Annotated in this window: 19 protein-coding genes; 6 read left to right on the top strand and 13 right to left on the bottom strand. The window is 36.9% G+C overall.

Annotated features, from left to right (window positions below):
* Positions 1-21: 21 nt before the first annotated feature.
* Both CPS_RS14335 and CPS_RS14330 read right to left on the bottom strand, forming a co-directional pair.
* Positions 22-1,614, bottom strand: coding sequence for an ABC-F family ATPase (locus tag CPS_RS14335; RefSeq protein WP_011043987.1), 1,593 nt, complete (start codon positions 1,612-1,614; stop codon positions 22-24).
* Positions 1,615-1,796: 182 nt separating this feature from the next.
* Entirely contained in the window at positions 1,797-4,100 is a 2,304-nt protein-coding gene (locus tag CPS_RS14330; protein WP_041737056.1) for a YgiQ family radical SAM protein, read from the bottom strand.
* A 270-nt stretch (positions 4,101-4,370) separates the two neighbouring features.
* Here CPS_RS14330 and CPS_RS14325 point away from each other — a divergent pair, with 270 nt between their 5' ends.
* On the top strand, positions 4,371-6,272 hold the full coding sequence (locus CPS_RS14325) for a DUF885 domain-containing protein (RefSeq protein WP_011043985.1): 1,902 nt from the start codon (positions 4,371-4,373) through the stop codon (positions 6,270-6,272).
* 139 nt (positions 6,273-6,411) lie between these two features.
* Here CPS_RS14325 and CPS_RS14320 read toward each other — a convergent pair whose 3' ends face one another.
* From CPS_RS14320 to purM, 4 genes are all read right to left on the bottom strand, one after another.
* Complete coding sequence (locus CPS_RS14320) at positions 6,412-6,903, bottom strand: hypothetical protein (RefSeq protein ID WP_011043984.1); 492 nt, start codon at positions 6,901-6,903, stop codon at positions 6,412-6,414.
* Positions 6,904-7,806: 903 nt separating this feature from the next.
* Complete coding sequence (locus CPS_RS14315) at positions 7,807-8,565, bottom strand: DUF3108 domain-containing protein (RefSeq protein ID WP_011043981.1); 759 nt, start codon at positions 8,563-8,565, stop codon at positions 7,807-7,809.
* A 212-nt stretch (positions 8,566-8,777) separates the two neighbouring features.
* Positions 8,778-9,419: a phosphoribosylglycinamide formyltransferase gene (purN, locus tag CPS_RS14310; RefSeq protein WP_011043980.1), complete on the bottom strand. Its 642-nt coding sequence runs from the start codon at positions 9,417-9,419 to the stop codon at positions 8,778-8,780.
* Positions 9,420-9,537: 118 nt separating this feature from the next.
* Positions 9,538-10,578 carry a phosphoribosylformylglycinamidine cyclo-ligase gene (gene purM / locus CPS_RS14305; protein WP_011043979.1) on the bottom strand — a complete coding sequence of 347 codons (1,041 nt, stop codon included), beginning with the start codon at positions 10,576-10,578 and terminating at the stop codon, positions 9,538-9,540.
* Positions 10,579-10,815: 237 nt separating this feature from the next.
* On the opposite strand from purM, the gene CPS_RS14300 reads away from it, so the two are divergent.
* Positions 10,816-12,222, top strand: a complete 1,407-nt coding sequence (locus CPS_RS14300) for a DUF2066 domain-containing protein (RefSeq protein WP_238383547.1) — start codon at positions 10,816-10,818, stop codon at positions 12,220-12,222.
* Positions 12,219-12,926: a DnaA regulatory inactivator Hda gene (gene hda, locus CPS_RS14295; protein WP_011043977.1), complete on the top strand. Its 708-nt coding sequence runs from the start codon at positions 12,219-12,221 to the stop codon at positions 12,924-12,926. Before CPS_RS14300 ends, hda begins: the two co-directional genes overlap by 4 nt.
* A 109-nt stretch (positions 12,927-13,035) precedes the next feature.
* On the opposite strand, the gene CPS_RS14290 is transcribed toward hda, so the two are convergent.
* The 5 genes from CPS_RS14290 to CPS_RS14270 form a co-directional block, all read right to left on the bottom strand.
* Positions 13,036-14,979 carry a hypothetical protein gene (locus tag CPS_RS14290; RefSeq protein ID WP_011043976.1) on the bottom strand — a complete coding sequence of 648 codons (1,944 nt, stop codon included), beginning with the start codon at positions 14,977-14,979 and terminating at the stop codon, positions 13,036-13,038.
* A 305-nt stretch (positions 14,980-15,284) separates the two neighbouring features.
* Complete coding sequence (locus CPS_RS14285) at positions 15,285-15,680, bottom strand: DUF2069 domain-containing protein (protein ID WP_011043975.1); 396 nt, start codon at positions 15,678-15,680, stop codon at positions 15,285-15,287.
* Between the two features lie 44 nt (positions 15,681-15,724).
* Entirely contained in the window at positions 15,725-16,081 is a 357-nt protein-coding gene (arsC, locus tag CPS_RS14280) for an arsenate reductase (glutaredoxin) (protein ID WP_011043974.1), read from the bottom strand.
* Between the two features lie 79 nt (positions 16,082-16,160).
* Entirely contained in the window at positions 16,161-17,630 is a 1,470-nt protein-coding gene (locus CPS_RS14275; protein WP_232769138.1) for a beta-barrel assembly-enhancing protease, read from the bottom strand.
* A gap of 50 nt (positions 17,631-17,680) precedes the next feature.
* Positions 17,681-18,289, bottom strand: coding sequence for a hypothetical protein (locus tag CPS_RS14270; protein ID WP_011043972.1), 609 nt, complete (start codon positions 18,287-18,289; stop codon positions 17,681-17,683).
* Positions 18,290-18,595: 306 nt separating this feature from the next.
* On the opposite strand from CPS_RS14270, the gene CPS_RS14265 reads away from it, so the two are divergent.
* Together CPS_RS14265 and CPS_RS14260 are read left to right on the top strand one after the other, a co-directional pair.
* Positions 18,596-18,835 (top strand): sulfurtransferase TusA family protein, encoded by a 240-nt coding sequence (locus tag CPS_RS14265; protein ID WP_011043971.1) that lies wholly within the window; start codon positions 18,596-18,598, stop codon positions 18,833-18,835.
* A 13-nt stretch (positions 18,836-18,848) separates the two neighbouring features.
* A complete protein-coding gene (locus tag CPS_RS14260; RefSeq protein WP_011043970.1) occupies positions 18,849-19,922 on the top strand; it encodes an AI-2E family transporter in 1,074 nt (357 codons plus the stop codon).
* 184 nt (positions 19,923-20,106) lie between these two features.
* Here CPS_RS14260 and bcp read toward each other — a convergent pair whose 3' ends face one another.
* Together bcp and CPS_RS14250 are read right to left on the bottom strand one after the other, a co-directional pair.
* Positions 20,107-20,583, bottom strand: a complete 477-nt coding sequence (gene bcp, locus CPS_RS14255; RefSeq protein ID WP_011043969.1) for a thioredoxin-dependent thiol peroxidase — start codon at positions 20,581-20,583, stop codon at positions 20,107-20,109.
* A 192-nt stretch (positions 20,584-20,775) separates the two neighbouring features.
* Positions 20,776-21,306 carry a glycine cleavage system protein R gene (locus tag CPS_RS14250; protein ID WP_011043968.1) on the bottom strand — a complete coding sequence of 177 codons (531 nt, stop codon included), beginning with the start codon at positions 21,304-21,306 and terminating at the stop codon, positions 20,776-20,778.
* Positions 21,307-21,533: 227 nt separating this feature from the next.
* On the opposite strand from CPS_RS14250, the gene bamC reads away from it, so the two are divergent.
* Positions 21,534-22,703: an outer membrane protein assembly factor BamC gene (bamC, locus tag CPS_RS14245; RefSeq protein ID WP_011043965.1), complete on the top strand. Its 1,170-nt coding sequence runs from the start codon at positions 21,534-21,536 to the stop codon at positions 22,701-22,703.
* Positions 22,704-22,940 lie beyond the last annotated feature (237 nt).

Here is a 22,940-nt window from a genome sequence, read left to right as displayed (position 1 = left end):
ATAAATATTTTGAACGTAAACTTAAACTTGGCTTGCTAAGTACTCATCGTAAGTGCCAGCAAAATCGATATAACCGTCTTTGGTTATTTCAATAATACGGGTAGCGATGGTTGAAACAAACTCTCTGTCGTGACTAACGAATAAAAGCGTCCCTTCGTATTGCTCTAACGCCATATTCAATGATTCAATCGATTCCATATCCATGTGGTTGGTTGGCTCATCAAGCAGCAATATATTAGGATTGTGCATCATTAGCTTACCAAACAGCATACGACCTTTTTCACCACCAGATAAGACTTTAATTGACTTTTTAATATCATCGGCAGAGAAAAGCAAACGACCTAAATAACCACGAACAGCTTGCTCGTCATCAGTTGGTTGACGCCATTGGCTCATCCAGTCAAATAAGGTCATGTCATTTTCAAATTCAAACTCATGATCCTGTGCATAATAACCGATATTGACATTTTCAGACCAAGTAAACTCACCTGAATCTTGCTGGTAAGCTACTTCGTTCATTAACGTACGTAAAAGCGTGGTTTTACCAATGCCATTTTCACCGATAATAGCGATACGTTCACCGACTTCAATTAATGCTGAAATGTCTTTAAGTACAGAGTTACGATCAAAGCTTTTATTCAATTTTTCAATAACTAAAGCATTACGGAATAATTTCTTCTCTTGCTCAAAACGAATAAACGGATTACTACGACTAGATGGTTTGACTTCATCTAATTGAATTTTATCAATTCGCTTGGCGCGAGAAGTCGCTTGTTTTGCTTTTGATGCGTTAGCAGAGAAACGGGCAACGAAGGCTTGAAGTTCACCAATTTGTGCCTTTTTCTTAGCGTTATCTGACAATAAACGGGCTCTTGCTTGTGTAGCAGCCAACATGTATTCGTCATAGTTACCAGGAAAAACACACAGTTCGCCATAATCTAAATCGGCCATATGAGTACAAACACTGTTTAAAAAATGTCTATCATGGGAAATTATGATCATGGTTGAATTACGTTCATTTAACGTTTCTTCTAACCATTGGATAGTGTGAATATCTAAGTTGTTGGTTGGCTCATCAAGTAACAAAATATCAGGATTTGAAAAGAGTGCCTGAGCTAGTAATATACGTAACTTAAAGCCAGGAGCGATTTCGCTCATTAACCCGTAATGTTGCTCAACAGGAATACCTACACCGATTAACAATTCACCAGCACGACTTTCAGCACTGTAACCATCCATTTCAGCGTATTCAGACTCTAAATCACCCACTTTCATACCATCAGCTTCGCTCATTTCAGGCAAAGCATAAATACGGTCACGTTCTTCTTTTACTGCCCATAACTCGGTATGGCCCATGATCACAGTATCAATAACACTGTTTTCTTCAAAAGCGAACTGGTCTTGGCGTAATTTACCCAAACGTTCACCCGTATCAAGATTAACGTTACCAGACGTTTGCTCTAAATCACCACCTAAAATCTTCATGAAGGTAGATTTGCCACAACCATTTGCGCCGATTAGACCATAACGGTTACCGCCACCAAATTTTTGTGAGATATTTTCAAACAATGGCTTAGCGCCAAACTGCTGGGTTATATTATTTGCTGCTAGCATGATGTGTTCCGTCGAATGTTGATGTTTACTGAATCAAATAAAACAGTAAATTTACCGATAAAATATTGCGCGCGATTATACACGACAAGACAATAATAGTTAATAAAATTTCTAAGTAAGGCGTAGTGTAAATAAATCAAATAAACGAGCTAAATAGGTTAGCTCGTTTACTGTATTAAATATTATTTACTCTTTTTTCTATCACTAAATTGGTTATCAGAAAAGCGGGTTAGACCTTTTTTGTGCATTGGCGTTTTCTTCTTTTTTCCATTGCCTTGTTCTGACTTAGGCTTATTTTGACCAGGGCTGGTTTTAAAACCTTGTGAATTATTTTTACCCTGTCTATCTTTGTTTGCTAATTGTTGCTCGCCACGTGTTTCTCTTGGCACAAGACAATTTGGTGCAGAACCAATAAGTTTCGTTAAGCCCATTTTAGTTAAGGCTTGTCGAATCTGTGCCCAGTTAGCTGGATCGTGGTAACGCAATATAGCTTTGTGTAAGCGGCGTTGGATGGTGCCTTTAGGTACGTTAATTTTTCCATCTTCTTTAGCTAAGTTTTTAGTGGTTACATTACGTAACGAATTTAGCTCGGTATGGTACAAGGTTGTGGCATTAGCTAAAGGTGAAGGGTAAAAATTTTGCACCTGATCTAACTTGAAATTGTTCTCTTTTAGCCAAAGTGCGAGATTAACCATATCTTTATCTGTCGTGCCAGGGTGGGCAGAAATAAAGTAAGGGATCAAGTACTGTTTTTTACCCGCAAGTTTCGAGTAATGATCAAACATTTCTTTAAATTTATCATAGCTACCCATGCCAGGTTTCATCATATTATCAAGCGGGCCTTGCTCGGTATGTTCTGGGGCTATCTTTAAATAACCACCAACATGATGAGTTGCTAATTCTTGCACATATTCAGGATGTTCAATGGCTAAATCGTAACGAACACCTGAAGCGATTAGTACTTTCTTAATGCCTTTTACTTTACGTGCTTTACGGTATAACTCTATTGTTGGCGTATGATCGGTATCTAAGTGACCACAAATGGTTGGCCAAACACATGAAGGTTTTCGACAAGTCGCTTCTGCTTTTTCACTTTTACAATTGAGCTGATACATATTGGCGGTTGGGCCACCAAGATCTGAGATTACGCCAGTAAAACCAGGGACTTTTTCTCTAATATCTTCGATTTCATTGATAATAGACTCATGAGAACGACTTTGAATAATGCGTCCTTCATGTTCGGTAATTGAACAGAAAGTACAACCACCAAAACAACCACGCATGATATTAATCGATGTTTTGATCATATCATAAGCGGGGATTTTCGCTTTACCATAGCTAGGGTGGGGTACGCGTTTATATTCAAGACCAAATACACCATCCATTTCTTCAGTTGATAAAGGTTTAGCGGGTGGGTTTAGCCATATAAGGCGAGTACCATGGCTTTGAACCAATGGTTTTGCCGAGGTAGGGTTAACTTCTTGATGAAAAATTCGGGATGCATGAGCATAAAGAACTTTGTTTTCTTTTACCTGTTCGAAAGTAGGTAAATTAATGTAAGTTGTTTCCCAAGGTTTAGCTTTTTTATCCCACGTTTTATTACGGTAATCAGCCATTTCGATAGGCTGTGCCGTTTTCGTTATATCATTATCAGAGATAGCGGCTGCTGTTTGCGCCTCATTATCACTACATGATTCAGGGGTGATTTCTTCATAAGGGCTATAAATAGGATCAATTTTACCTGGTCTGTCTATATCACGCGAATCAATGCCTTGCCAACCAGGGAGTGCCTGATTGGTTAAAAATGCACTGCCTCTAACATCGGTAATAGTCTTAACATCTTCACCACGGGCAATGCGATGAGCAATTTCAACTAACGGGCGTTCGGCATTACCAAAAACTAATAAATCTGCTTTTGAGTCAAATAAAACAGAGCGGCGTACTTTGTCCGACCAATAATCATAATGGGCAATTCTACGCAAACTTGCTTCTATACCGCCAATAATTACAGGAACGCCTTTAAAGGCTTCTTTACAACGTTGAGTGTACGCTGTTACCGCACGATCAGGACGTTTACCACCCTCATCATTTGGGGTATAGGCATCATCATGACGCATTCTACGCTCGGCGGTATATCGGTTAATCATTGAGTCCATGTTACCCGCAGTAACACCAAAAAATAAATTAGGCTTTCCTAATTCCATAAAGGCATCTTTTGAATCCCATGCGGGCTGTGCGATTATGCCGACTCTAAAACCTTGTGCTTCTAGCATACGACCGATAATAGCCATACCAAAACTTGGGTGATCAACATATGCATCACCAGTTACAATAATAATGTCGCAGCTATCCCAGCCGAGTATGTCCATTTCTTTGCGAGACATAGGTAAGAAAGGTGCTGTGCCGTAGCACTCAGCCCAGTATTTTGGATAATCAAACAATCCCTGTTGAGTCTTCGAAATTATTTGTTTTTTTACTGAAGTCATATCACCATTCCCATTGGGGTTAACCGAATCTAAATCGCTGCGCCGCAAATAGCGGGCGCGGGATTATATCAGATATTTCATGCTATCCCCAACTATATCTGTTCGTTTTTTGAACAATGTTAGAGTCTATTATTTATTAATCAAGATTGTATACTGTTTACAATCTTGATTTCATTTGTTCTAATCGCTGTGAAATAAAATTCGGTGTAAAGCTGAAAAATAATTAAAATAATAATAAACCATAGTGCTAATCGCATTTCTGAGGAAAATATGAATAAGAATTTAAAAAGCAGCTTATTGGCTAGTGCGGTTATTGCTGCATTAGGCTTGAGCGCATGCAATGAGAATAATACTGTTGTGGCGGAAACTAAAACAAGTACGGCTTCTGAAACTTCGGAACCTAAACAAGTGATCAGCTCAAAGCAACAATTGGCTTCGTTATATCTGCAAGCTAAACAGAGTCTTTTTAAGCAACGAGCTTTGTCAGCAACCATGTATGGTCTATCTCAAAAAGATATAGGACAAGTCATCAGTAGTGATATGGAGTTCTATAGCCCTGAAAATGAAAAGCAATTAAGAGCAGAGTTATTATCCATATCAAATACTATTGCTGGTATCAAGCTAGATGATGCCGATATAACAACAAAGAATAACCAACAAGTTATGGCAGGGCTTACGCGCTATTTTGCTGGAGAGCCCAATTTTAATATTGGTTATATTGATACATGGATGGGGCTTTCTCCTTTTATTGTTAATCAAATTAATGGTCCATTAATTGATATCCCAAGGGTGATGCAAAATGATCAGCCAATTACTACAGAAAAAGAAGCATTAGATTATATCGTGCGTTTAGGGCAGTTTGATAAACTTGCAGCAACTATTATTGAAAAGCAAACGGCAGATGCAGCCCAAAACTGGTTACCTTCAAAAGTAACCTTACAAGGTGCTATTAAATATTTGAAAGGCTTTACCAGTGGATCTGCAGAACAACATCCATTCGTGAATGTTTTTCGTGAGAAAATTGAAAAGGTTGACTCACTTACTACAGAGCAAAAGCAGTCTTTAATCACTCAAGTTATTGCTAAGGTAAGTCAAGTGGTATATCCCGCTTACCAATCAGTAGAAAAAGCCAGTGAACAGTTATTGAGCGAAGCGCGTTCTGAGTCAGGTATATGGGCGCAGCCAAAGGGTAGTGTTTATTATCAAGATGCTATTAAGCAGTTAGGGGATAGTGAATTATCGCCGACTCAAATTCATCAAATTGGTTTGGATGAAGTGGCGCGCATTAGCGGCGTTATGAATGAAATATTACTAGCTCAGGGTTATACAAAAGGCACTGTCGGTGAGCGCATGGTGGCGTTAAATGAAGAGCCACGCTTTTTATATGAAGACTCAATAGCAGGACGTGAAGAATTACTCAGTGATATTAATGGTTATATTACTGAGGTAACAGCAAAAATGGCACCAGTATTTAGAACTACGCCAAGTTATCAAGTAGAAGTGAAATCTTTCCCTGTTGAAGTGCAAGATGGTGCTCCAGGTGGTCAATATACATCACCCGCTGTAGATGGTAGCAAACCAGGTATTTATTGGATTAATTTGAGAGATATGAAAGCTAATCCGAAATTTGGATTAAAAACGCTAACATATCATGAGGCAAATCCAGGTCATCACTGGCAAATTGCGTTGAATTTAGACCAAGCAGAGCTGCCTTTTTTACGTAGAATTGCACCTTATAACGCATACACTGAGGGCTGGGCTCTTTATTCAGAACAAGTCGCGTATGAACTCGGCATGTATGAAAATGACCCTTTCGGAGATTTAGGTCGTCTACAAGCTGAATTATTTAGAGCAGTACGCTTGGTTGTTGATACTGGATTGCATGATAAACGTTGGACGCGAGAACAAGCGATTAGTTATATGTCAGAGCAAACAGGTACTGCTGAATCGGATGTGGTTGCAGAGATTGAGCGCTACATGGCATGGCCGGGTCAAGCGCTAGGTTATAAGCTTGGTATGTTAAAAATATTAAGTTTAAGAGAACAAGCTAAAGCCCGCTTAGGTGATAAATTTGATTTAGCAGAATTTCATGATGTAGTACTTTTAAATGGCGCAGTGCCAATGGCTGTATTATCACGTAATGTAAATCATTGGTTGGATAATAAAGTATAAAAACACTTTATAAAGCCATGTCGTAAAAGACTGTCAAAAAGGTAAGTTATCCAGCTATGTTTACCTGGCAGTTATAAAAATTAAAAACCGTATTGTTAATAACAATACGGCTTTTTTATTTTAGGTGGATTATACCGTTTTAGTGAATTTTTTGACTATTTAAGACGGTTTCATTTTTTCTATTATTCTTAAGTAGTACGCAGTGCGTTTCACCTGAACGAGCACAACTATCAAGAGCAGCCATTTCGTCAACGTCAAATGAAGCGTTTGAAAGAATAACTGCTGAGCAATTCCCACGACACAATACATTCTTTATTTGCTCTATATCTAAATGAGCTGATTTTGAATCCAGTAAATTATTCACTTTATTCTTACCCTTAAAACTAACACAAAGCACTTTTGAAATATCAACACCATGGGTATGAGCTAACTGCTCAATTGAAGATTCTTCTGGGTTGATAAAAAGTACCCATTTTTTTTCTTGATTATGTTGCTGACAAATATTTACATAATGCGACGACAATTCTTGATGGTTTTCAACATTAGCTAGCTTTAGCCAAGCTTGCTCTGCAAGTGGAGTACTGATGGCATTATTGATACTTGCATTGATGGTTGTATTGGTCGTGAACATAGTTTTGCCTCGTGCTAAGTCGTGTTATGTAACTATACTGTATAAACGTACAGTATAGTGTATTTGATGACTATTCAAGCATTATTTGCTATTTATTGAACAAAATAATACCAGCCGTATTAAAGCAGTAATGCCATTTGTATTAATTAAGGTTACAGAATTCAATGAAAATAAATTTTCAAGAATAAGGCGCTTAATTGAGCAATAGCTGGCTATTAGGATCGAAAGCAACGAGGTTATTGGATATTTATACCCGTCACCAACAAGATGCAGGTTTCAGAGTGCTTGAGCAATTTCAATTCAAGGCGCTGTGGTGAAATAATAGTTATTCAGGAGAATATGCTCCTGCATTCTCTAATAAGCTACATCCATGTAGCGCCATTATAAATCACAGCAACGATGAAGTAATGTTGTTCAAGTGTTTCTTCGATGGGTTTAAAATGACTTTATTCGGCGTTAAATAACTTAAGCATAGAGTGACTATGCTTAAATTATTTGTCTTGCCTAAAGTTATTTTAATTTCCACTGAAATCCTGCACTTTGAATGGTAACGGGTATAGGTCATTTAAAAATGATCACTTACTTAGTGCAATTGGTATAACAGTTAATAAAGGTTAAATAGGTACTGGTCAACTCGGTATATACCGGTAATCATTCAAGAAGCATGTTGCAGAATTTATGAGTCACCTCAGCGAGGAATGACATAAGAAAGGTATTATCAGCTATGAGTAATTATTAATTTTACTAAAGCATCAAGCACTCATTATCCAGAGTTCAGCTTATTTAATTTGATGGTTTATTTTCTTTAGGAAAGCGTATTTAGGAGATAGTGTTTGAAAAATATTTGGGAACATCACCAATAAACATTGTTAATTTATTGGTGAGTAAAGAACAAAGCTTAGATTATTTAAGCTCAAGTGTTGATAATTGTGCTTCAAATTGTTCAGAGCCACCTTTAACTTGGTAGAGCTTTACTAACAAGTAACCTAACTCGGGTGCAAACCAAGCGTAGGTGATCCGTTTTTTCTCAACAATTTCACGTTTTAATCGAATAGTTTTGACTAGGCCATAGGGGAGAATTAGTTCTTCTTTACCATCATATAGATATTGATAATCTTTAACAGATCCCTTTGTACTAATGACGGGATATACAAACCGCTTTTGTTCGGGGTTGTTAATTAAATCAATGCGATTTTGTAGATGATAACTCAGTTTATCAAGCAGGCCGTCAGTAAAATCGAGAGATATTTTTTTATCTTTTTTCAGATCTGTTGCTGTTTTCCCTGCTAAATCATACTGCCATTGATAGTACTTATCACGTCCTGTTCCCTCACGCTGATAGTCATAACTTAAAGGGATCACTTGGTTTTCTTTGATATCAACAATAGATGTTTCGCTACGTGTATCAGAAAATATTAACCAACTTATATCAGTTTCATAATGATATTTAACTGTACCATCATCAAGATAACTTAACTCCCTGATAGCTTTTCCTACAGGATCTGATTTACGTAATAGCGTATAAGTTGCACGAAAAGCAGGGATAGTTTCAGCGAATGAGTTTTGTTGTTGCTTGGCTTTTGGTAAGGGTGACGTTTCAATATCAGTAGCGGAAGCTAGTAAAGGCAGAGTAAATAAAAGTAAGGAGAAAATTTTTCGCATAATAAACAAATAGACCAGAAGCAATGAGTATACATTTATACTAACAGCTTCTGTCTGGGGGAGAGCAAAAACTTGGTAACTATTTGTTGTACTATTTGTTGTACTATTTGTTGTACTATTTGTTGTACTATTTGATGAGTTACTTCATTTAGCGAGTAGTACTAAAATAACCCTATTTAACTAGCAGTATTCAAGAGGTTAAGCTAATTAGGTTAATCAGCAGCATAACCTGAAATAGGTAGAATATTACCATCTAATACTGCATGTTCGTCTTGCATATTAAGTCTTTTCTCAGCAAACCACTTTACGACTAGTGGATAGATACGATGTTCTTGCTCATGAACTCTAGCAGCTAAATCGTCACTGGTATCGCCTTCAAATACCGGCACTTTGGCTTGAAGAATTACTGGGCCACCATCAAGTTCTTCAGTAACAAAGTGAACACTAACACCATGTACATCATCACCGGCATCAATAGCGCGTTGATGTGTATTTAAGCCCTGATATTTAGGTAAAAGAGAAGGGTGAATGTTTAACAGTTTACCTTGGAAGTGCTGGACAAAGCTTGGTGTAAGGATTCGCATAAAGCCAGCTAATACGATTAAGTCAGCATCAAAGCAATCAATTTCCTTGATAAGTGCTTGATCGTAATCTTCACGGCTAGCAAAATCTTTATGAGAAAGCGCTACAGCGGTAATGTCAGAATTTTTAGCACGGGTTAGGCCATAAGCATCGGCTTTATTGGATATTACGCCAACTATTTCTGCAGGATAATTACTATCAGTACAGGCATCAATAATGGCTTGTAAATTAGTGCCACCGCCAGAGATCAATACTACAATTTTGCTCGACATATATTTTCCTACTTTACTTAATAAAAGGTTTATAAAAGATTGATAAAGTCGTGATAAATTAAAGGGGCTAGTAAATAGCCCCTTTAATATATATTTGTATGCTTTGTACGTTAGCTACTTAAGCAAAAACTACTTGCTCTTCACCGTCAGCTTTATCAGCGATTTCGCCAAGGTGCCAAGCATTTTCGCCATGTGCAGTTAGCACTTCAATACTTTGTGCTACTTTATCAGCAGGAACTACAATAACCATACCAACACCACAGTTGAACGTACGGTACATCTCATGTTCAGTAATGTTGCCATTTTCTTGTAACCAATTAAAGATGCTCGGCCATTGCCAGCTATCACCTTTAATAACAGCTTGTGCTGTTTCAGGTAATACACGTGGAATATTTTCCCAGAAACCACCACCAGTGATATGAGAAAGTGCATGAACATCTACATTTTTAAGTAACTCAAGTACAGATTTAACGTAAATCTTTGTTGGTTCAAGTAAATGGTCAGCAATTTTCTTGCCTTCAAGTAATTCATTAGTATCAGTGTTGTTTACTTCTAATACTTTACGAATTAAAGAGAAACCATTTGAATGAGGACCTGAAGCACCAAGCGCAATCAATTGATCGCCTGCAGCAACATTAGTACCGTCAATTAAACGAGACTTTTCAGCTACACCAACACAAAAACCAGCAATATCATAATCACCTTTGTGGTACATACCTGGCATTTCAGCAGTTTCACCGCCAACAAGAGCACAACCAGATTGAATACAACCTTCAGCAATACCTTCAACAACTGATGATGCGACAGCAACATCAAGTTTGGCAGTAGCATAATAATCAAGGAAGAATAATGGCTCAGCACCTTGAACAATAAGGTCATTAACACACATTGCCACTAAATCGATACCAACAGTATCGTGTTTAGCTAAATCGATTGCTAAACGTAATTTAGTACCTACACCATCGGTACCAGCAACTAGTACAGGTTCTTTATAACCTGTAGGTAATTGACATACCGAACCAAAACCACCTAAACCACCCATAACTTCTGGGCGTGTTGTGCGTTTTACCGCACCTTTAATGTTTTCAACTAGCGCATTACCAGCATCAATATCAACACCAGCATCTTTATAGCTTAACGACTGTTTTTGTTCGCTCACGGGAAACCTCAGAAATTACCGACAGTATTTTAAGGGCCGTATTCTACCAGTGCAAAGGCTCATACTCAAGACGATAAACAGTATCTTCGCCTTGTTTTCTTTTATTGGGGTATTTCCAAAGAATTTATTGAGATTTGCGGGTATTAATTGCTGGCAATGTGGTAAGATATTACATATAAAATCATAGAGTTTTTAAAATTTTCAGTCGATATGTTTAGATTTCCTTTTGTAATAATTATGCTGGTATTCTCGTTGCTTAGCCCTAGTCTAGCAGCCCTTGAAGTCAATGATCTGTACCAAGCCAATGTCGTCGTCGACTCACAAGCTCGTGAGCAACGTCAACAAGCAATAAAAAAAGCACTGCAAGGTGTGTTTTTAAAAGTCGGTGGTAAAAAAGGTGTGTTAACACATGATGTGTTGAAAAAAGCACAAAGAAAAGCCAGTAGTTACGTTAGTCAATATCACTACCAACGAAAAGATGAAGAGCTGAGTTTGGTCGTTAGCTTTAATGAAGACAAAGTAAATCAATTGTTTAAAGACGCGAATCTTCCGTTATGGGGCAGCTTACGCCCACAAGTACTGTTGTGGTTAATTGATGAGCAAGGCACAAGCCGAAGTATAGTAGCTTCTGATGAAGATACTATTATCCCTTCAAGTATCAATGACTTTTCAATACAACGTGGTTTACCTATTGTTATGCCTTTAATGGACTTAACCGATAACGAACAAGTGGTGTTAAGTGATTTTTGGGGGTATTTTCCTGAGCAAATCCTACAAGCTTCGCAGCGTTATTTTGCAGATACTATTGTGGTCATGAGAGTATCAGATTCAAGCTTAGTTATTGATAGCGAAAAAAATGAAACAGCTATTACGGAAAGTGATGCTGCGTGTGGCTTGTTATGTGAACAGCAAGAACTTGCTCTCCCTAAAGTATTAGATTGGCGTGTTTTCACTCAAGGTGTTCTTTATACCCAACAATATCAGGGTATTGATAAAGTCAGTTTAATTGAACAAGGCTTATCCGACATTACCGAGTTAATTTATCAATCTTATGCATTATCTACCACAGCGGAAAATGACTTTGTTATTGAAGTTAAAAATGTCACATCATTGAAAAGTGACATGCAATTATTTGATTTTTTAAAAGATTTGTCTGCAGTTAAAGCCGTCACTTTAATTAATGCTCAAGGTGATGAACGTCAATTCAAGTTAGATCTCATTGGTTCAAAAGCATCATTTTTAGCCTCATTGAAGCTAAACAATAAGTTAACGCAACAACTTGACAGTCAACTCGATGGCTTTTCTCATATTCAACAATTTAATACTCAGCTATTCAATGGCCAAGATCAAGCAGGCATAGACCTCAATAACGAGGCTAATGATCAAGTACAGGTTACTGTTTTAGGCACTGTTGATACGAATAAAGATGAACTTAAAAACCCACAAACGAATGTAAAAAATAAAGAAGGTCTCCTAGATAGCAATATCCCAGAGACTATCCCTACGGGAGAGGATAACAGTAATTTAAATACTGACTCTGCCGATGAACTTACCAAGAATGATCAATTGCAAATATTAACTGAAGCAAAACCACCACTGACGATTGTACCCAAAATTCCCGTTTTTTATTGGGAGCAAAGATGAAGCAAGTTGCTCAATTAACGTTGATGGTACAATTACCTGATGATGAAACGTTTGATAGTTTTAAAAGTGACATTAATCAGGGGGTAGTAACTCAATTAAAGTCCTATATAGAATCACAACAATCGACGCCCCACAGTTTTTACCTGTTTGGCTTATCGAGTGTTGGTAAATCACACCTAATGCATGCAAGCAGCACTTATGCTGCGCAGATTGGAAAATCTTCTGTATGTTTATCTTGTGCTGAGTTAAAACAATTACCCGTAGAAGTTTTAGATGGCTTAGAGCAAATTGATTTAATCTGTTTAGATGATATTCATTTGATTGCAGGCGATACACGCTGGCAACAAGCCATTTTTGATTTATTTAACAGAGTGCTTGAACAAAATAATTACTTATTAATTTCAGGTGATGAGAGTGCCCAACAGTTAGGTATAAGCCTACCTGATTTAGTGTCGAGACTTACTTGGGGATTAACTGAGCAAGTTAAGCCTGTTGATGATGAAGAAAAAGTTATTGCCCTCCAATACCGAGCCACGCAACGCGGTTTGTTTTTGTCTGATGAAGTAGTCAAATTTTTACTTAATCGCTTGAGCCGAGATATGGGCAGTTTAATTAACTCACTTGATGTCCTAGACAAAGCTTCTATACAAGAACAAAGAAAAATTACCATTCCTTTTATCAAAGAAGTGCTAACGCTTCAATAGTTTGTTGATAAGTAGGATTGAACAGAATTTACATAAAAAAACGCGATGATTTAATCGCGTTTTTTTATGTTGGTAAAGTAACTGTATTGACTCAGAGATTATGTGGTCATTAGTGCAGAGGTAAAGGTTTTTGATAATACCGATTAAAATTATTTTCTTGTTCAGGTGTAATGTTTGCTGACGATGGCTGTGCAAATTCTGTAAAAATTGAGACGCTGTTTCGTTGTCCCATCATTTTTCTAACATTTGCTCCTATTGGGCTAATAGTTAAATTATCAAACCAATTACTTCCTTCAACCATTTCTATAGGAGTAGGTACTAAGTTTATTGCCGCTTGGCTATCAAACTCGGGTAATACACGACTAGCACTAAAAAGTACTCTATCTGTTAACTTATCGTCACCAATGCGGCCACGTTGTCCCCAAGTGACAATATAATCAGCTGCGGAAATACTTTCACCTATTGGCTGATTGGTAATGGCAACATCACGTATTACTGCAAAGCGGCTTTGCATCATTAACTCTTCAAACAACATGGCATAATCTTCACGTAAACTCGAGTAAGCATAAAAGTCTGAGGCACCTTCTGGACTAAAAAAAACTTCAATATCTGTTGGTAAGTAGTTTTTTTGTGTCTGGTTGGCGGTCTCGCCAGTAAAACTAACTTGCGCTAAATCACGCATTTCTTGGCTTTTTAGTGGATAGGTAATAGCAAGTTCATCTGATTCAAACGTCGTACTGACAGCTGCATCGAGCACACGTTGATTGCTGCTATGTACATACCATTCGTTACTTGGGAAAAAGTCATTGGCATGAGCAAGTTCATGGTACATTAATGATGTTAAGCGATATAGAGCATCTGTAGCTGTTCGAGTGACCCGTGCAGATTTACTATAACTTTTACTTGCAGAGGCATTATCTTTTACGTACCGCCAAGGCATAGTGAACTGTAGGTCTTTACCAAAGTCAGCCCGATAATCGGGTGCTTCATTTATCGTATCGCGCTCTTGTGGAGTTAACCAAAAATTTTCTGCATCTAAATATATGGCACCTGTCGCCGCCCAATAAAATGAAGGGCGCACATCATAAGAAATAACAATTGCTGTCGTCGCTCTAAGCAAATTTTTGATATCGTTGTTGGTATCATTATTACTCAGAAAGTCTTTAAATCTATCACCCATCCAATGGTGGGATACCACAACACGATCCATAATACTCTCTATTGAAGGTGTCATTGATGAACTTTTTACTTCCTCTGCAATTAGAGGTGTTTGGGACAAAGTACATGAACTGGTTAAGGTATTAGAGTAAATACAAGTAACAAGATCATCAACATAAGGGCTATTGCTGTTATAAGCGAAAACCGATGCTTTACGCTCTGAAAAGTAAGCATTACTGCCTATTTCCGCAGCTGGCTCTACGAGTATCGCTACCTGATCACGATAAATGGTATTACTGTCAGAATCTGTGGCGGATGCCTCGAAGGTAATAATGGTATCGACATCAACTTGGGGAGCATCAAAAAAAAGTGCTAACTCACCACCACTATCAGCGGTTAGGGTGACACTAGGACCTTCTATTTGTTGCCATGTTAACGTGTTGATATCAATCGTTTCAGAAAGTTGGCTACGAAGTGACACCTTATTACCTGCTAAAGCTTCATGAGATAGACGTGTGGTTAACTTATGATTGTTATCATTAACCGTTATATTCTTCTTTAATATTTGCTCGATGCCATCATTGAGAACAAAACTGACACTAAAACTGTAATCGCCTGCTAGCATAGGCGTAAAAGAAATAACTTTACTCGTTTTTGCTAAAATTACTACCGGCTCGCCAGCCGTTTGTTGCCATTTTATTTGACTAACGACATCAAAAGGGAAGTGAAGAAGGAGATCTATGCTTTGATTTACATTTTGCACCTTATCAAGCTGTACTATGCTATCAAGGGGATAATTCGTCACATTACCATCAGATTTACTATCACAAGCAGTCAGTACTACTGTGAGAAATAGGGGTAATAACAACGAGGCTCTTACAAAATCACAACGCATTCATTTATTCCTTCTTTTAATAATACCAAATCAACTAAGTTTGTTCTCGCTCAGAGCTTGTCAGCGGTTTGAGAACAAATAGAATTTTTTTATGTATAGTCATTCTATCTTAAGAAAATTATGTGCAGTTATCAGATTGCTGACAAACTCCCAAAGGGCGAATTTAAAAGGCTTACATGCCGCGTTATTGATTTTGATAAGGGAAAAACCATTATCTTCAATCAATGCCTTACCTCTAAGACTTTTAAGTCTCGCTGAGTGAGAAGAAACTTACTTGAATTGGTATTACTCGGTATTAGAATTATTTATTTACTTTCTTTCTTTTTCCGAATGCTCAGACCAAGTTCTTGACCACGAAATTTGGCGTAATAAGTCGCGCCAAAAAACATAGCACTAGCAAATATCAACTCTAACATTGCCCAAACTCTATCTGCTGGCAATACCCAAAGGGTCGTTAAACTATGCAAAAAATAGATTAAAACAATAAAGTTTGACCAAGCATAGGTGAAAGGGTTTCCTTGTAACAATCCCTTTAATGGAAATAATAACGGCAAGGTAAACATTACCAGTGACGTTGTCGTACTTAAACTCTCGCTTGGACTTAGTACTATTAACCATAACGGCATAAATACTAATAAAGAAAAATAACCTGCTAAGGCTATTTTTTTATAATTACTCGTTGAAAATCTTTGTTTGTTCATTTGGCTGCTTATCTACATTAAGGATTAAATGGTAATTTAGTAACTTACTGTTTAAAAAAAGTTAAAACATTTTCAGGAGGACGTCCAATAATTGCTTTATTGCCATCAGTAACGATAGGGCGTTCAATAAGTTTCGCCGTATTTGCCATGGCGTTAATCAACTCTTCTTCATTAGCACCTTTTAAATTATTTTCAGAAAATTCGGCTTCTTTTACCCGCATCATTTCAATGGCTGTACAATTAAGCTGCGCTAATAGCTGCTTAATCTGGGCGTGATCAATTGGTGTTTTTAAGTACTCAACAATAGTGATTTCCTGATTTGTTTTTTGTGCTTGTTCTTCAAGTAATGCAAGTGTTTGGCGACTCTTAGAACATCTTGAGTTGTGATAAATAGTAAACATGGTTTTCCTTTCATAATTAATTGCTAGTTAAACGGTAATGTAAATGCTAACAAGCTGACAGGTTAATACAGTCAACTTGTTATAAACGTTTTAAACGATTTTCTTGTTCTTGTAACTGTAATATCCGGGCCTTCACTCTTTTTTGCATTAAAGGTTGCTCATCAAGAAATGCATAACTGGTCTGCAATTCATCAACGGCTTTTGGATATGCGCCGAGTAAAGCATACACTTCTGCTTTACTCATGTGCATTAAACCTGTTTTCTCTTGAGTTCTATACAAGGTAGTTAATATATCATAAGCGATAAAGTTACCTGGGTTGACTAATAAAAAGTCCTGTAATATTTGCGCTGCAAGATCATATTCTTTCACGCTGAGTAGGGCGTTAGCATAGTTTAAACTGACTACCTGATTGTTAGGCATGAATAAGTTTAATCGTTCAAGCATCTTTATTGCTTTGTTAGCCTGATTATTTGCTATGTAGACATCCGTTAAGGCATCAACATAAAATAAATTATCCTTATCATTTTTTTCTAACATCTCTAATAACTGCAAAGCTTCACTAGTTTGTTTGTTTTCAAAATATGATAGTGCTAAACCATATTGTGCAGCAGCTTTGATAGCGTAGCGTTTTTTCTCCAACTGTAGTTTAAAGAAACTAATATTGGATTTTGCCTCGCCTTGATATCTAGACTTTAATCTTGCTTTGGTTAATTCAAAACCTAAACTAGGTGGTAAAGGTCTTGCTGGGTAGTTTAATGCACGCTGGCGAGCATCAGCTATACGCGATTCAGGTAATGGATGAGTAAGCAACATTGCCGGTGGTTTGCTGGCATAGCGGTACTTAGTTGACATTTTACTAAAAAAGCTTGCAGCACCTTGAGGGTCATAATTGCTGCTCGCTAGTAAAGCAATACCTACTCGGTCTGCTTCTTTTTCATTACCACGAGTGTAGTTAATGCTGGCTTGTTGCGTTACGGCCATACTTGCGCTTAGTGCGGCGATGCCAACGGTAGGGTTAACCAAGGTAATCAGTACACTAGACAGCATAGCAGCCATGGTTAAACCTTGAGTTTGGCTTTGTGATTCAAGACGTCGGGCTAAATGGCGCTGAGTAACGTGAGAAATTTCATGAGCAATAACAGAAGCTAATTCACTTTCTGTATCAGCTGTTGTTATTAAACCACTATGGATGCCTACATGACCGCCAAAAAAAGCAAAAGCGTTTAATTCGTTATTATTGATAAGAAAAAACTCAAACGCATAATTCACCCCTTGAGCATTTTTCACTAGGCTATTACCTAAGTGATTTATATATTCAATTAAAACTGGGTCTTGAATTAGCGGTTGTGAAGCGCGTAATTGCCGCATCATTGCTTTACCGATTTGCAGCTCTTTATCGGTAGATAATACGCTGTAGCCAGAAATTCCTATATCGGGTAACTTATTTTTATTGTTATGATTATCAATAGCACTTGCATTAAAGCTAGTAGCGGCTGCGATGCCTAATGTAAATAACAAGGCAGTAAACATGGGTTTTAGGTTAAGCAATATTACATCCTAGGGTCATAATGGAAATATACGAGAGTAACAGAGAGCACTTAAGTGTCTTGGGTAAGGATATTACCATTTCTTTTGGCTATTTCTTGGTAAAACTCCGCTATACTATAGCCTTTGACCACAATAATCTGAAAAGATTCGCTTAAAGTTGTGATTAATTCTTTCACTTTGTAATGCGCATATTTTAACAGTGCAATATCTGCTTCATCCCCACTTTGGAAACTGTAAATAGCAAAAGCAACTAAGCTATTAAGACGAAAGAGCATCTGTGTCTTTTCAGGTAACCAATTATTAAAAGGGCAGTTGCCTTTGTCAATCATACTATGAGTAACGACTTCGCCATCAATAGCAGGATAACAATGTAGTTCATAGCCCATGTCATTAAATTCATGGCGTAAGGTAATTTGTGGTTTATTCTTCACCTGAATACTACCATCTGCTTTTTTACTCGCGCCTAACAAAGCTAAATTCCATGAATTTTGGTTTAATATTTGTTTATACGCACTATCAAATCCATGAGTAAGTATGCCATCTACTTCACCTAACGAAGAAGAAAACATATGATATATAGAGGATACTTCTCCCCAATTAATTTGCTTTTTATAAGCATTAATCTCTTTTAAGCTAGCGTTGGTACTTAATGAGCTCATTTAATTAATATTCCTGACAATAAGTAGGTTTTCATAGGGCTTATCTTTATATCCGTACTCCATAAGAATGCAACTTTATGGAGATTATGCAATTTAATTTCAAAGCGCAGTGATGACATAATAGTTATTTGAGATAATATGCTCAAGCACTTCTATGATAGGTTTAAACGTAATTTCAATTCCTACTGAAATCCTACACTTTGATTGGTAACGGCTATAGAGGTACGTTATGATAACTTTAATTTATACAATGGATTAATTGTCGCAAATTAGTGAATTAAACTAAAGCGCTGTTTTAAGTTTTCTATGATTTATAAATATGATGGTAGAGGAGAGAAATGTCCTGTGCCTTTGGTTAAATTACGTTTATTACTAAAAAAAATGCAAGATGATGACCAATGTATTATCACTATTGATGATACTGGCTCTATTAATGATATTCCTAAATTGTTAGATAAGCAGGGATATTTTTATCAAAAACAAACTACTGAGATGGGTATTGTCGAGATAAGTATTAGTCGAACAAGTCATACAAGCAAAAATTAAAGAATGGGTAGTTATGTTTAAGTTATTTAGTGATTGGTATACACGTAAGTTTTCAGATCCTCACGCGGTCACGTTGGTTGTTATTTTAGTCTGTATAGCATTATTTATTGCTTTATTTAGCAATTTATTGATGCCGGTATTTGTTGCAATAGCATTAGCTTTTTTGTTAGACCTTCCAGTTAACAAACTAATGCAAAGCTCAATGTCGCGTTCTAGTGCTACGGTAGTAGTTGTTGTTACTTTTCTAAGTTTCTCCTTATTAGCTGTATTAGGTTTAATGCCTATTATTTGGAAGCAAAGCAGTAATTTATTGCAAGAAGTTCCTCATATGATCAGTCAAGGACAAGGTTACTTATTGACCTTGCCAGAGAAATACCCTGATTTTGTCCACGTCTCGCAAATTGAAAGTTTCATTGTCATGGTTAATGATAATTTACTTGAATGGGGGCAGGTTGCACTTAGAGCGTCTTTGAACTCAATTTCCGATATTGTCGCCTTAATGGTTTATTTGATCCTTGTACCGTTAATGGTGTTCTTCTTTTTAAAAGATAAAACAGAGTTAATGAGCAGTATTGCCCACTTCTTGCCTAAAGAACGCCGCATGGCAATTAAAGTGAGCCAAGAAATGAACCAACAAATTTTAAATTATATTCGCGGAAAAGTGATTGAAATAATTATTGTTGGGGCATCTACTACTATTGCTTTTATCTTTCTTGATTTGCAATATGCCTTACTATTGGGGGTTTTAGTCGGCTTATCAGTACTTGTTCCTTATGTAGGTGCAACCGTTGTCACCTTACCTGTGCTCTTAGTTGCTCTTTTTCAGTTCGGTATCAGTAGTGAGTTTGGTTACGTTATGCTTGCTTATGGTTTAATTCAGGCGATTGATGGTAATGTTATTGTGCCTTTGCTGTTCTCTGAAGCTGTTAATTTACACCCCGTGGTCATTATTATCGCGGTGATATTTTTTGGTGGTTTATGGGGATTTTGGGGCATATTTTTTGCAATCCCTTTGGCAACATTAGTCAAAGCTGTCATTAATGCTTGGCCGTCTATTCCGGGACCTGCCGTGACGAGTGAAAGCTAAAAGTAGTGATACATGCTATCAAAAGGCTATAAGGGCGTTAGCTAGATGCCTGTACCATACGACTTTAAAGTAAAATAACGTAAGTACTTTACTCACTTGTACATTAAAAAAGCCCTAAGCTAATTTTATTTAGCTTAGGGCTTTTTATTTATAACGTTAATTAGCGCTATAACATTTCAATACGTTACTTCTTTAACTCGTTTAAAACGGCTAAGACCACATCATGATGCTCTTTAGTTTTAAACTTATTAAAAACATGGCTGATTTTTCCATCAAGTCCAATTAAAAAACTCAAACGGTGAATACCGTCATATTCTTTCCCCATGAACTTTTTCAAACCCCAAACTCCAAATTGATCAGCTACTTGATGATCAACATCAGATAACAATGAGAAATTTAGTTCATCACGTTGGCAGAATTTAATTAAACGTTTTACTTCGTCAGGACTAATACCAAAAGCAACGGTATTTAATTCAGTAAGCTCAGCTTTGATATCACGCAAACCTTGGGCTTGAACGGTACAACCCGGAGTCATTGCTTTAGGATAAAAGTAGATTAATACTTGCTGTTTACCAATATAATCAGTTAACGAGACTGGCTCATCATTTTCATTGTTTAGTGTAAATAGTGGTGCGGTATCACCAACGTTTAGAGTATTCATAATAAAGTCACTTCTATTTGTTTTTAAATTGTTTTCTATGGACTGTTGATCTTTCGATATTACTTTACAGCAGTTTGTTTGATAAGTTAGCAATGCAGAGTTCATTAAGTGGCTACATGAATGTGCAATAACACAATTTATCTTTCAAACAAAAGCTGCTTTACATTTCAATCCTGAATAATCAAGAGTCTATCACTGTAATAAATTGGCATTAGCTTTGATGATAAAACCTTGTACATCGGTTTGCTGACAAAGCTCTAGAAAATCATATTCCAGTTCATCAATACTAATTTTTTCCGTTAAAGCAAACAATATGTTCGCACTCATATGATTGGTTTTTGGATCTATTTTCGACTTTAACGAAGAAATGTCTATTTTACGAGTGGCAAAAAAAGCGGTCATTGCTTTTAGAATACCGGGTTGGTCTATGCCAGAGTACTCAGCTCGGTAATGTTTTACTAAGTCAAATGTTCTGTGACCAGACGTGCGCTTCATCATAGTGATTAAATCTAAACTATGGGCAAGTTGAGGAATCTTCATCTCAATCTTATTAATCGCCCTGGTATCACCTGTAAGCAACATAATGAAAGTAAATTCAGAGCCAAAAATGGCCATTCGGCTATCTAATATATTACATTCGCATTCACTTGCTAATTTAGTTAATTCACTAACACAACCTGTTCTGTCAGATCCCATCGCTGTTAGTACTAAATATTGTGGCATTTATTACGCCTAAGTTGTCTAGAAAGGCGCATTGTAACTTATCATGATAAAAGTTGGAATCATCTTACATTTTTGTGGTCATATACCTTGTGTTTGTAAAATCAGGCAAGTACCATGGGGCGCAATATTAGCCCTGTCTTATATCGATTTTATTTTAGAGATTTTAAGTATTTTTTAGTGAGCTTAGCAGGTTTTGAATATCAATAACCTAAGCCACAGGAGTTTTAATGAGTTGTAGAGCATTTTATTTATCACTGTTAGCCTTGTCGATCACAGCTTGTGGTTCTGTTAATAACAAGCAAGCAGATGGTGGTTTTGATTATCAGCACAAGCTTGAAGCTAACGATCTCGTGATTCCTGCTAATTTGAGTAAACCAAAGCAAGCGAATGATTTTTTTGTTACCAATAAAATAAATCACCAAGGTCCTGTTGGTGAAGACATGGATATTAGAGCACCTTCATTGGTGATGCCTGTTGCTGCATCTTCACGTGTTGTTGAAGAGTCTGGTATCGCTATTATTTGGTTTGATAAAGTTTTAGAAGATAAAGATTTATTGGCGTTTATTGAAAAGGTTGTCATAGAAAAATTAGCAGAAGATCAAATTACCTATGACTACATTGAAGAAGACACTGAAGTAACCTTAAGCAAGGTTACTGAAGGAGCAACTAGTTTAAAAGAAACTAGCATTAAGAGAGAAGGTATTAAAACGGCCATTATTGAGTCCGATTGGTATCACAACGAAGTTGATGTTGGTTGGATCTTCACAGATATTCAGTTTTCAAAAAGCGTACGTTTTCGTTTTCAATTGTTAGCTAAGTCTCATGGTCGCAGTGTTTCATTACGCGTTTCATTAGTCGACTTTTTACAAACAGATGAAAAGGGCGGCAGTAAAACAATGGATCCAATTGATAAGCAAAGAGCTGAAAAAGCTATGCTTAATGAGCTCATTGCTGCGGTTGATTATAACTATCGTCTTCAACAACGTGCGGATCGCTTAACTCGTGCGAATCAAAAATTAGTGACCATAGGTAAAAACATTGAAGCGGAACAAGCGTATATTGTTGAGATGGGCTTAGAAGACCTATGGGGTAATATGCCATTGTTCTTTGAAAAACATGGCTTTACGATTACCGATTTAAATGAAGATAAAAAGATTTATTATGTAGAGTTTGTTAAACCTGAGTCGAGTGTTTGGGATAGCATCTGGGGTGATGATGTACCCGTCATTGATGTTAGTGATGCTCAGTACCAATTTGTGTTAGGAGCTATAGATGAGCTTAACCAGAAAACCTCGGTAACTATCTATAATTCTGATGGTGAGCCATTGACCTTAGAAGCGCTTGAGCGAATTTTCCCAGTGGTAGAGAAGGGACTATCGTTTAGAGATGTATTCTAATCTTGGCTTTCGCGAAGTAATTATGAAGTAGTTACTTCGTTACTAAACAGGCATAAAAAAAGACATAAAAAAACTCCACTAGTTGGAGTTTTTTTATGTCTGAAATCTGACTTCAGTTTTTAAGAACGAGCATTACGTTAGTTCTTTTTTTTAGCGACCGGCTCCATTTTATGCGAACTTTTATTCGTTCTTGGTAGTGTTTCTTCTCGGTCGTTTAAACTATTTTTACGCATTTTT

The sequence above is a fragment of the Colwellia psychrerythraea 34H genome (assembly GCF_000012325.1).
GTDB classification, from domain to species: Bacteria; Pseudomonadota; Gammaproteobacteria; order Enterobacterales; family Alteromonadaceae; genus Colwellia; species Colwellia psychrerythraea_A.
The sequence above is the reverse complement of the archived record's forward strand: the minus strand, read 5'-3'. Positions and strand labels throughout refer to the sequence as shown.